Below are 10,567 nucleotides of genomic sequence, written 5' to 3'. Positions count from 1 at the left end.
CGGTCTTCGCCATCAGTTCGGCAAGCGGTAGTCTGTCGTCGGTCATCGGGATCAACTCCTCGGTGGGCGTGTGACGTGTGGTAACTCCACCTTACCGATGAGCCCGGTGGCCACCGAGTTCGAAATCGCATGGGGTTGGGGATGCGCAACCCCATGCGATCACCTCAATCTACAGCGGAAATTACAGGACGAGGGCGGACGGTAACGGTCAGCGTAATAGACAACGCGCGAGGAAATGGCTGATATTGCTCTGCTCTGACGCCCAAACAGGCGCTTTGCAACATCCTGCAAAGAAGCTGAAATATCTCCAAGGTTGCTAACGCGACCGATTCGCATTAGCTGGGCCCCGAATTTAGGGGATCATCATGCGCAGAATTTCCATCGCCACCGCCCTCATTCTGGCGGGCACGTCCACCATCGCCCATGCACAGGCGGCGCCTGCCGAGGCGAACCGCGACGACATCATCATCGTCACCGCGACCGGTCAGTCGTCGGCCATTTCGACGACCAAGAGCGCCACGCCGATCATCGAGTCGCCGCAGTCGATCTCGATCATCAGCCGCGAGGAGATCAATCTGCGCGCCTCTCCGACGATCGCCGATGCGCTGGCCTATACGGCGGGCGTGCAGTCAGAAAGCTGGGGCGTGGACAGCCGCGTCGACGAAGTGTCGGTGCGCGGCTTTGGCGCAGGCGGCTTTTCGTCCAACAATAATTTCGTCGACGGCCTGCGCCTGCCTTCGGGTGGACAATGGACGCGGCCGGGCTTCGACTCCTATGCGCTGGAACAGATCGAAGTGCTCAAGGGGCCTTCGGGCGCGCTTTACGGCCAGACCGCGCCGGGTGGCCTGGTCAATATCGTCACCAAGCGGCCGACCGACGAATTCCAGGCCAATGTCATGCTCCAGGCGATCGGCACGACCGATCTCAACAACTGGAACTATCAGGCTTCTGCCGATGTCAGCGGGCCGATTACTTCGACCCTGTCGGGCCGGATCGTCGGCCTGTCGCGCTATGGCGATACCCAGGTCAAGGATGTGTCGATCGGCCGCCGCTATATCTCGCCCAGCCTGACCTGGAAGCCGGACGATGCCACGACCTGGACGATCCTGGGCCAATATCAGCAGGATAAGGGCGGTTCGACCTTCCAGTTCCTGCCGGCGCTGGGTGCGCTCTATCCCAGCAACGGCAAATATATCGCCAATGACGACAATCTGGGCGAGCCGGACTGGAACACCTTTGACCGCAACCAGTATCTGATCGGTTCCTTCTTCGAGCATAAGTTCAACGACGCGATCACGATCCGCAACAACAGCCGCTATACTCATCTCGACACGCTCTATCGCGTCGTCGTTCTGTCGGGGAACACGCTGACGACCTGCCCGTCGAGCATAGCGGGCTGCATTCCCGGCCAGACGATCAGCCGGCGCGCGGTGCAGGGCAAGGGCGAGAGCGACGGCCTGGCCACCGACACCCAGTTGGAGGCCAAATTCACCACCGGTCCGGTGGAGCACACACTGCTGGGCGGGGTCGACTATTTCCACACGGAGTGGGAGCATTATCGCGACCTCGTCAGTTCGTCGCTGGTGCTGCCCATCCTCGATATCTTCGATCCGGTGTCGCGTGGCTCGGCCGGCTATGCCAGCAACATGTCGCCGCAAGTCTATACCGAAACGGTCAGCAAGCAGGCGGGCGTCTATCTGCAGGACCAGATCAAGCTGGGCAAGCTGCGGCTGACCGTGGGCGGCCGGCAGGACTGGGCGAAGGACAATACCTATAACCCCATCACCGGTAATCGCTACATCACCAAGAGCGACGCCTTCACCTGGCGCGCCGGCGCCGTCTACATGTTCGACAATGGCCTGGCGCCCTATGCCAGCTATTCCGAAAGCTTCCAGCCGCAGGTCAGCGACCCCACGACCAATCTAACGGCTGAGCCATTCAAGCCGACGACCGGTCAGCAATATGAAGCGGGCATCCGCTACCAGCATGGCGACAATATCTATGTGACGCTGGGCGCCTATCAGATCACCCAGCAGAATATGACCACGCCCGCGACCCTGGCGGACCTTCCCACAGGCAGCACTGCCGCCACGCTGGCCGCCAAGCCTTGTGCGCCCAGCTGTCAGGTGCAGACCGGCGAGGGACGGGTGCGAGGTCTGGAGTTCGAGAGCAAAGCGACCCTGCCCTGGGGCATGGCGGTGATCGCCACCGCGACCCGCATGGACAGCAAGGTAACCAAGTCGAACACGGCGGGCCAGGTCGGCAACGAGTTGCCGCAGGTGCCCGAATGGATGGCGTCGCTGTTCCTCAACCAGACGATCGAAGGCGGTTCGCTCGCCGGCCTCGGTTTCGGTGGCGGCGTGCGCTATACCGGCAAGAGCTATGGCGACACCGCCAACTCGCTCCGCATTCCCGACTATACATTGTTCGACCTGTTCATCCGCTATGACCTGGGCAAGGCATCGGATGCGCTGGAGGGCATGACCTTCTCGATCAACGGCCGCAACATTGCCGACAAGCGCTATGTCGCGACCTGCAGCGCGGTTTCCGCCTGTTATTATGGCCAGGGCCGCAGCCTCACCGCCCGCCTGCAGTTCAACTGGTGAGGCGGCTGTCGGCCCTTGCGGCGCTTGGCCTGCTGACGATGGCGCCGGGGGTGGCGTCATCGCCCGCTGTGGCGGCGCCATGGCAATTGGAGCGATCCGACGTGCTGACCATCAGGTCGCCCGATGGCCATGCCTATCGGGTGCTGGTCGCCTGGCCGGAGGGCGAGCCACCCGCCGACGGATGGCCGCTGCTGTGGATGCTGGATGGCGAGGATAATTTTCCGATCGCAGCGACCACTGCCCGTCGGTTGGCGCGCGCGGGCGCGCGATCGGGGATCGGGCCGGGGCTGATCGTCGCGATCGATTCCGGGCCGCTGGCCCGGCGGGTGTTCGATTATACGCCGGCAGCGCCGGGCTATGCCATTCCCGCCGGAGCGCCGGCCAGTGGCCTGCCGACCGGCGGCGCCGACATTTTCCTGCGCTTCATCGAGCAGCAGGTCCGGCCGCAGATCGCGGCGCGCTGGAAGATCGATGCCAGCCGGCAGACGCTGATGGGCCACAGCTTCGGCGGGCTGCTGGCGCTGCACGCGCTGGCCAAGGGGGCGCCCTTCAGCCGTTATGTCGCGGTCAGTCCATCCTTCTGGTTCGGCAATGGACTGGTCGCGCGGGAGGTCGAAGCGATGGCGCCTGCGCCGGGCAAGCGGCTGCTGGCGGCCAGTGGCGACCGCGAGGGCGGCCCGACCAAGGGCGACAGCGAAGGTGACAGGGTAGCGGCGCTTTTCACGGCGCGAGGCGTCGATGCGCAGTTCCGGCTGCTGCCGGGGCATAGTCATGGATCGACGATGATGGCGATGATGACGGACGGCATTGCCAAGGCATTTGAAATGGAATCGAAATGATCATTGCAATCCTTGGCGGGCTGCTCACCTGTGTGGCGGCGATGCTGCTCTATCTGGCGGCGCCGCATCAGCAGATGGGACGACTGCCCTGTCCGCCGCGCCTGGCCGGATGGGGCGGCGTGGCGTTGCTGATCGTCGGCACCGGTCTGTTGCTTCGCTGGGCGGGGGTGGCGACGGCGATCTTCATCGTCCTGACGCTGGTGATGACGATCTGGTCGGTAGTGCCCGTCATCATCGCCTGGCGCCGCGGCGCGCCGGAGGGCAAGCGATGAGCAGGATCGGATCGCGCCGACCGTTGTCCAGCCGGGACTGGTTCGGCAAGGTATCGGCCGCCTTCATCCTGGGCTTCACGCTGGCGCTCGGCTGCGCCGGCCTGTTTCGCGAACTGATGGATGTGGGGGAAGGCTATTTCTCCACCAAGGGGCAGTTCGCCATGTGGCTGATGTCGCCGGTCTGGGCGCTTACGCTGAGTTTCTGCTTCCTCTTCCGTTCGGGCCTGCGCGCCTGGCTATGGCTCTTCGCCGCCAATTTGCTGGTCTGGGTGCCGGTGCTGCTGATGGGAGGGCTGCGGCCGTGAAACTGCCGACCGACGTCGTGAAGATGTACAAGGAAGTGCATGGCTGGGTCGGCATCATTTCCGGCCTGTGCCTGTTCATCGCCTTCTATGCCGGGGCGCTGACCATGTTCGAGTTGCCCTTGCAGCGCTGGGCCTCGCCCCCGCCGACGCTGGCGCCGCCCCCTTCGCTGGAGCGGACACCGGAACTGGTCGCCAAGGTGCTGGCCGCACATCCGCAGGCGGCAAAGGGCTATGACATCAACCTCGTCATCGATGCTGCCCATCCGGCCCGAATGACATGGATGGTGCGTGGCGAAGCGGACGAGCATGGCGGCGGTCAACGCTATTACGCCTCGCTGGCACCGGACGGCGCTCTGCAGGTCGAAAGCCAGGGGCCGTCCGAGGTCGCGCAGTTGATCGATGTGCTGCACCAGCAGGTCGGCCTGCCCTTCGACCATGAGATTTCCATGCCGATCATGGGCGCGATCGCGCTGCTCTACACCATCGCCCTGGTGTCGGGGCTGGTCGTGCTGCTGCCCAGCCTCGTCAGCGACCTGTTCGCGCTGCGCATCGGCAGGAATGTGAAGCGCATGTGGCTCGATGTCCATAATGTGCTGGGCCTGTTCAGCCTGCCCTTCCACATCATCATGGCGCTGACCGCAGTCGTCTTCGCCTTCCATGACCAATTCTACGGTGCGCAGGGGCTGGCCTTTGGTGGCGGCGCGGAGCGGGCGCGGCCCAGCCTGTCGGCCCCGGCCGAGGGCCCGCCGCCCGCCACGCTGACGCCGGCGCAGATCGTCGCCCGCGTGCGAGAACAGGCGCCCGGCTTCACGCCCGAAACGCTGGTCTATGGCCAGGGGCGTGGCGGCCTGCCGGCGCTGCGGGTGCAGGGCAGCGATGCCCGCTACGGCCTGCGCGCGCCGACCTATGGCATGGCCGGGATCGATCCGCAGACCGGTGCGATCACCGGCACCGACTATATGCCCGGCATGCAGGATGGCTGGTCGGCGACGATCACCAGCTTCTTTGCCCTGCATTTCGGCAATTTTGGCGGGAACACGATCCGCTGGGCCTATTTCCTGCTGGGGCTGGCCGGTGCCTTCCTCTTCTATACCGGCAATCTCCTCTGGGTGGAATCGCGCCGCAAGAAGGAGCGCAAGGCGGGCGCGGTCGAACAGACGCGGGCGACACGCATCCTGGGCGCGCTGACCGTAGGCGTGCCGATGGGCAGCATCGCCGGCATTTCGGTGACGCTGGCGGCGGCCAAACTGCTGGGCAGCCATGCCAGCTATGGCATGCACAGCGCCATCTATTATGCGCTCTTCCTGATCGCGACCGGATGGGCACTGGCGCGCGGCGCGGCGCGATCGGGCATCGAGCTGGCTATGCTGGGCGCGGTGGCGATGCTGTGCATCCCGGCCGCAAGCCTGATCGCGGGGACTGGCTGGTATGATGCGCCCGCACTGATGTTGGTGGATATCACGGCGGTGCTGCTGGCAGTGCTTTTGCTCCTGTCGGCGCGGGCCGCGGCCCGTCGTGCGGCGACCGGTCCGCGCGACAGCGTCTGGTCGACGAACAGGCCGGTTGTGGACCCTGGCTGATGCAGCTTCCAAACCGATGACGGTGCAAACAGCCGCTACTGCAAGCGTAAACGGAGCGATCTACTGGCGCACTCGACGCCCATGTCCCAGCCGCAGCCCAAAACCCGATCGGGCTAGCCTTGATCATCAATGGCGCTGGACTGATAAGCTGACGCTGAAAATGTTTGGCCGCGGCCTTGCAGCATGTCGGTGTTGCGCGCGAGCATGTGCGAAAATGACTAGCCGACCTTCCGCCTCTGGGCAGTCCATACGTGCCGCCAAATGACTTTGTTGGATTGGGGCCGGACCCAGGGCCATGATCGATGTCCCGCTATCGATCATGGCCACCAAGCTCAGCCCAGATGAGTCTTGAAGAACGGCACCAGCCTGTCGAGCGCCAGACCGACCGGTTCCGGCTTGTCGTAGAGGTCATAATGCGACCAGTCCTCCAGCGCGACGAGTTGCCGATCCTTAGAGGCGACCGATCGACCGTAGATTTCCATCCCGTCGCGATAGGCGCCGAATGCCCCCACCTTCTGGCCGATCACCACCATCATCGGCTGCGTCATCAGCATCTCGGCAAAGGCAAAGGCGTCCCAGCCCAGCGTATTCTGCGCATGGCTGAACAGCATCCGGGTCCAGCCGCCCGGCTGCTGCCCGCGTGGGGTCTTGTAGTAATCGGTCGCCTCGAACACATCGCGCTCGGTGAGGCCCGCGTCCCTGGCAGCTTCGGGGCTGGCAGGCAGCAGTTCATTGACCTGCAGTTCGCCGCCGCGCGCTTCCTTCGTCCGCTGCGTGGCCATGGCATCCAGCGCGCCCAGAGGATCGTAATTGCTGAACCCCTCGCGGAAAAGGCGGCCGATATTGACGGGCGTGATCGCCACGACCGCCTTGATGCGCTTTTCGATGAGGGTGGCGTTCAGCACATAGCCGCCCCCGCCACAGACGCCGATCACGCCGATCCGGTCGGCATCGACATAGGAAAGCGTCACGGCATAGTCGATCACATGGCTGATATCCTCGACCCGCTGGGTCGGATCCTCGATCCAGCGCGGTTCACCACCGGAAGCGCCCTGGAAGCTGGCGTCATAGGCGATGACGACGAAGCCCTGTTCGGCCAGTGCCTTGCCATAGACATTGCCCGACGTCTGCTCCTTGCAACTGCCGAACGGGTGGACGGCGATGATTGCCGGCCAGCTCTTTGCGGCATCGAAATTCGGCGGGAACAGGATGTTGGCGGCGATGTGCCATGCCATGTCGCGGTTCTGGATCTGAACGCTTTCCATGATCATTTCCTCGGGAAAGACAGTGGATGCCAGGAGCGCAATGCTCCCGGCGCCTGCTTGCTCGATTACTCGGCGGGTTCGGTCACGGCGGCCGTGAGCTTGGCCGTGAAGAACGGGGCGAGGACGGACACGGCCTCGTCGACAAAGGCTTCGCCATCATAGAGATCCATATGGTCGGCACCCTCGACGACATGGAATGCCTTGTCGGTGCTGGCCGCGCGATCATAAAGATCATCGCTCATCCACTTCGAGCCCGCCATGCTGCCGGCGACGATCTGGATCGGCTGGGTCAGATAAACATCGGCCATATGATAGGCATCATAGGTGATGATCTGGTTCAGGCTGCGCAGCGTCGCAAAGCCGGGCGCGGTCGGATATTCGGCGCGCGGAGTATGATAATATTCCCAGGCCTGACGAAGCTCCTCGTTCGGCGCATCCGCCTCGTTCATCGGTGCCAGCGGCATGGTCGCATGGCCCTTGCCCTCGGCGTCGGCGGTGCGGGCGCTCGAGCCGGCCTCGACATAGGGCAGCGCGTCGATCGATTTGACCATGTTGTCCCAGCCATTGCGGAACATGGAACCGATATTGACCGCGCTGACCGTGCCGATCGCCTTGATCCGGCGATCCTGGATCGCGGCATTGGCCGTATAGCCGGCGCCCGCACAGATGCCCATCGCGCCGATCTGCTCCCGGTCGACATAGGGCAGCGTCGTCAGATGATCGATGACCGCGCTGACATCCTCGGTGCTGATATGGGGATTTTCCAGCTGACGAATATCGCCACCGCTTTCGCCCTGATAAGAGCGGTCGAAGGCGATCGTGACGAAGCCCTGCTCCGCCAGCTTGCGGGCATAGGTGCCGGCCGTCTGTTCCTTCACCCCGCCGCCCGGATGCGAAACGACGATCGCCGGATAGCGCCGGGTTTCATCGAAGCCTTCGGGCAGGTTGATGACGGCCGACATGGCTATCGACGGGTTGTTCGAATTGGCGAAGCTGATCTTGCTCATGTCTCGGTCTCCTCGGGGCTGGCGACGGGGGGATCGTCTGCCGATAAGGGAGATATAGACCCTGGCGATTGCGTGGATTAGGCAGGTAATACTGCTTGGTCCTATCACTGGAGTGATGAATGAGGCGCGATGAGATCGCTGATCTGGCGGCATTCGTGATCGTTGCGGAAGAACGCAGCTTCACCAAGGCGGCCGCACGCCTGGGCATGGCGCAATCGGGGCTCAGCCAGATCGTGCGCAAGATCGAGGAGCGGCTTGGGATGCGCCTCCTGTCCCGCACCACGCGCAGCGTCGCCCCGACAGAGGCGGGGGAACGGTTGATCGCCACGCTGGGGCCAATGTTGCATGATCTGGACGGCGCCATTGCGTCGCTGGGGGATTTGCGGGATCGGCCATCGGGCACGATCCGCGTGACGACGGTGGAGCATGCCGCCAAGACGATCTGCCAGCGATGCGCAAGCTCCTCCCTGAAAATCCGGATGTCACGGTTGAACTGACGATCGACTATGCGCTCGCGGATGTGGTGGCCGATCGGTTCGACGCCGGTGTTCGGTTGGGCGGCGAGATCGCCAAGGACATGATTGCGGTTCGCATCAGCGCGGATGTGCCAATGGCGATCGTCGGCGCGCCCGCCTATTTCGCCGGACGAAGCGCGCCGGCGTCTCCGGCCGGCCTTGTCGATCATCGCGCCATCAATCTGGGCTTGCCCGGTTCTCGGGCGCCCTTGGCCTGGCGTCTGATGCGCGGCGGGCGGGAGGCGAAGGTGCGAGTCGGCGGACCGCTGGTGCTGACGACGATTGAACTCGTCCGTGCTGCGGCGCTCGATGGTCACGGTCTCGCCTATCTGCCGACCGATCAGGTGCAGGATGATCTTGATGCCGGGCGACTGATCCAGGTTCTGGGCAAGTTCACGCCCGACCTGCCGGGCTATCAGCTTTATTATCCCAACCGGCGGCATGCCTCCGCCGCTTTCAAGCTGTTTGTCGAAGCCGTGCGCTATCGTGATTAGGCGCCCATGCGACTAAACGGAATGTTTGCTTCCGGCCCGCGAAAATTAGGAACTGAGCGTCCGGCATGGGTCGGAAAACCCTATTGGACCAAAGTATGATCCAACCGCGCGGTCTGGGCCATTACACTCGGCATCCATGCAGGTGCGGATGACAGCGCAGCGGGGAGGTGCCGGTGAGCTTCAGGAAGGCGATGGTCGCGGGCGCATTGGCGCTGATATTGTCGCTCGCTGTGTTGATCGTGACATCTATCTGGCATCACAGGCTCGCCGTTCGGTCGCTTTCGCGGATCGAAATGGCCCAGCATCAGGCTTTGCCGGTATGAGTAGCCCTTAGTTTTCTGGACGCCTTCTGTTTTCAGAAACTGCTGCCGTTCAAACTGGTTGGGAGGCAGCATCCCGTTCCTGACCTGCTTGCGGACCGGATTGTAGAACATCTCGATGTAATCGAACACGTCCTGCCGGGCTTCATCGCGTGTTTTGTAGGTACGGCGCCGAATGCGCTCACGCTTGAGCGAGGAGAAAAAGCTCTCGGCGACGGCGTTGTCATGGCAGTTGCCGCGCCGGCTCATAGAATGCTCAAGATTGTGAGCCCGGATGAAGGCCGCGCAGTCCATGCTGGTGAACTGCGAGCCCTGATCTGAGTGGATCAGCACCCGCTGCTTCGGCTTGCGCCGCCATACCGCCATATGCAGCGCCTGCAGCACCGCATCAGTGGTCTGCCTGCTCTGCATCGACCAGCCCACCACGCGGCGGGAGTAGAGATCAATCACGACAGCCAGATAGGCAAAGCCCTCCAGGGTGCGGATGTAGGTAATGTCGGTCACCCAGGCCCGATCAGGGGCAGCAACGTCGAACTGCCGATCCAGAGTGTTGTCGACCGCCAGGGATGGCTTGCCGCCATAGCTCCCCGGTCGGCGTTTGTAGCCGATCTGCGCCTTGATACCCGCCAGCCTGGTCAGCCGGGCAACGCGGTTCGGGCAGCAGGTCTCGCCCTGATCCAGCAGGTCGTCGTGCAGCTTGCGGTAGCCATAGACCTTACCGCTGTCGTTCCAGGCTTGCCGGATCAACTCTGTCTGCCGAGCGTCTTCCTGGGCCCGCGTGCTCAGTGGGCTCTTCTGCCAAACATAGAAACCGCTGGGCTGGATGCGCAGGCACCGACACATCGATCGAACTCTGAACTGGTCACGATGCTCGGCAACAAATGCGTATCTCACTTTGCATCCCTGGCGGAACGAAGTGACCGCAGGTCAAATACGCGGTGGCTTTTTTAGGATGTCGCGCTCCTCGGTCACCCGGGCCAGATCGCGCTTCAGCTGGCGGATCTCGGCATCCTTGCTGGCATCGCCAGACACAACCTTCGCCAGTTGTCGCTTCCAGGCATACAGCGAATGCTGACTGACGCCGAGCCTCTCAGAAACCTCCGCTACCGGATACCCACGTTCGGTAATCTGGGCCACCGCATCACGCTTGAACTCATCGCTGAAATTGGACTTCCCCATCGCCGTCTCCTGTCCTCAAAATTAGGATAGAAGGCGTCCAGAAATCTAGGCTCAGGACTCATTGATTGAGCCAGAAGATGACGGCGGCGGCGATACAGATGGCGGACATGAAGGTGTGTGCGCAACGGTCGTATCGGGTGTGGATGCGCCGCCAGTCCTTGAGCTTGCCGAACATGTTTTCGATC

At 63.1% G+C, this 10,567-nt stretch carries 10 protein-coding genes and 1 pseudogene; 7 read left to right on the top strand and 4 right to left on the bottom strand.

Annotation, left to right across the window (positions count from 1 at the left end; translation table 11 throughout):
- Positions 1 to 365 precede the first annotated feature (365 nt).
- From AC13EK_RS00295 to AC13EK_RS00275, 5 genes are read left to right on the top strand one after another with little or no spacing between them, the layout of a single operon-like run.
- Positions 366 to 2,606: a TonB-dependent siderophore receptor gene (locus tag AC13EK_RS00295; protein ID WP_069335520.1), complete on the top strand. Its 2,241-nt coding sequence runs from the start codon at positions 366 to 368 to the stop codon at positions 2,604 to 2,606.
- A complete protein-coding gene (locus AC13EK_RS00290) occupies positions 2,603 to 3,445 on the top strand; it encodes an alpha/beta hydrolase (protein ID WP_081331561.1) in 843 nt (280 codons plus the stop codon). The genes AC13EK_RS00295 and AC13EK_RS00290 overlap by 4 nt, the downstream gene beginning before the upstream one ends.
- Positions 3,442 to 3,717: a hypothetical protein gene (locus AC13EK_RS00285; protein WP_069335522.1), complete on the top strand. Its 276-nt coding sequence runs from the start codon at positions 3,442 to 3,444 to the stop codon at positions 3,715 to 3,717. The genes AC13EK_RS00290 and AC13EK_RS00285 overlap by 4 nt, the downstream gene beginning before the upstream one ends.
- On the top strand, positions 3,714 to 4,022 hold the full coding sequence (locus AC13EK_RS00280; protein WP_069335523.1) for a hypothetical protein: 309 nt from the start codon (positions 3,714 to 3,716) through the stop codon (positions 4,020 to 4,022). Before AC13EK_RS00285 ends, AC13EK_RS00280 begins: the two co-directional genes overlap by 4 nt.
- Positions 4,019 to 5,602 carry a PepSY-associated TM helix domain-containing protein gene (locus tag AC13EK_RS00275; RefSeq protein ID WP_081331562.1) on the top strand — a complete coding sequence of 528 codons (1,584 nt, stop codon included), beginning with the start codon at positions 4,019 to 4,021 and terminating at the stop codon, positions 5,600 to 5,602. The genes AC13EK_RS00280 and AC13EK_RS00275 overlap by 4 nt, the downstream gene beginning before the upstream one ends.
- Positions 5,603 to 5,934: 332 nt before the next feature.
- Here AC13EK_RS00275 and AC13EK_RS00270 read toward each other — a convergent pair whose 3' ends face one another.
- Both AC13EK_RS00270 and AC13EK_RS00265 read right to left on the bottom strand, forming a co-directional pair.
- On the bottom strand, positions 5,935 to 6,867 hold the full coding sequence (locus tag AC13EK_RS00270) for an alpha/beta hydrolase (RefSeq protein WP_069335528.1): 933 nt from the start codon (positions 6,865 to 6,867) through the stop codon (positions 5,935 to 5,937).
- Positions 6,868 to 6,932: 65 nt separating this feature from the next.
- On the bottom strand, positions 6,933 to 7,874 hold the full coding sequence (locus AC13EK_RS00265) for an alpha/beta hydrolase (protein WP_069335524.1): 942 nt from the start codon (positions 7,872 to 7,874) through the stop codon (positions 6,933 to 6,935).
- Positions 7,875 to 7,993: 119 nt separating this feature from the next.
- Here AC13EK_RS00265 and AC13EK_RS00260 point away from each other — a divergent pair, with 119 nt between their 5' ends.
- Positions 7,994 to 8,371, top strand: a complete 378-nt coding sequence (locus AC13EK_RS00260; RefSeq protein WP_327197964.1) for a LysR family transcriptional regulator — start codon at positions 7,994 to 7,996, stop codon at positions 8,369 to 8,371.
- The gene (locus tag AC13EK_RS00255; protein ID WP_327197965.1) at positions 8,326 to 8,883 is read left to right on the top strand and encodes a LysR substrate-binding domain-containing protein; all 558 of its coding nucleotides are present in this window, start codon (positions 8,326 to 8,328) and stop codon (positions 8,881 to 8,883) included. The genes AC13EK_RS00260 and AC13EK_RS00255 overlap by 46 nt, the downstream gene beginning before the upstream one ends.
- A 341-nt stretch (positions 8,884 to 9,224) precedes the next feature.
- Here AC13EK_RS00255 and AC13EK_RS00250 read toward each other — a convergent pair.
- Together AC13EK_RS00250 and AC13EK_RS00245 are read right to left on the bottom strand one after the other, a co-directional pair.
- Positions 9,225 to 10,382, bottom strand: a pseudogene (locus AC13EK_RS00250) (IS3 family transposase); the annotation flags it as partial.
- Positions 10,383 to 10,440: 58 nt separating this feature from the next.
- A partial coding sequence (locus tag AC13EK_RS00245) for a transposase (protein ID WP_483021938.1) occupies positions 10,441 to 10,567 on the bottom strand: 127 nt, incomplete at its 5' end.

Source organism: Sphingobium sp. L-44 (assembly GCF_056859495.1).
This window is presented reverse-complemented; position numbering and strand designations above follow the sequence as displayed.

Excerpts from the sequence above, each read along its gene's own strand:
- AC13EK_RS00285 (WP_069335522.1), top strand. The coding sequence starts at position 3,442 with ATGATCATTGCAATCCTTGGCGGGCTGCTCACCTGTGTGGCGGCGATG.
- AC13EK_RS00255 (WP_327197965.1), top strand. The coding sequence starts at position 8,326 with ATGCGCAAGCTCCTCCCTGAAAATCCGGATGTCACGGTTGAACTGACG.
- AC13EK_RS00280 (WP_069335523.1), top strand. The coding sequence starts at position 3,714 with ATGAGCAGGATCGGATCGCGCCGACCGTTGTCCAGCCGGGACTGGTTC.
- AC13EK_RS00260 (WP_327197964.1), top strand. The coding sequence starts at position 7,994 with ATGAGGCGCGATGAGATCGCTGATCTGGCGGCATTCGTGATCGTTGCG.
- AC13EK_RS00295 (WP_069335520.1), top strand. The coding sequence starts at position 366 with ATGCGCAGAATTTCCATCGCCACCGCCCTCATTCTGGCGGGCACGTCC.
- AC13EK_RS00270 (WP_069335528.1), bottom strand. The coding sequence starts at position 6,867 with ATGGAAAGCGTTCAGATCCAGAACCGCGACATGGCATGGCACATCGCC.
- AC13EK_RS00265 (WP_069335524.1), bottom strand. The coding sequence starts at position 7,874 with ATGAGCAAGATCAGCTTCGCCAATTCGAACAACCCGTCGATAGCCATG.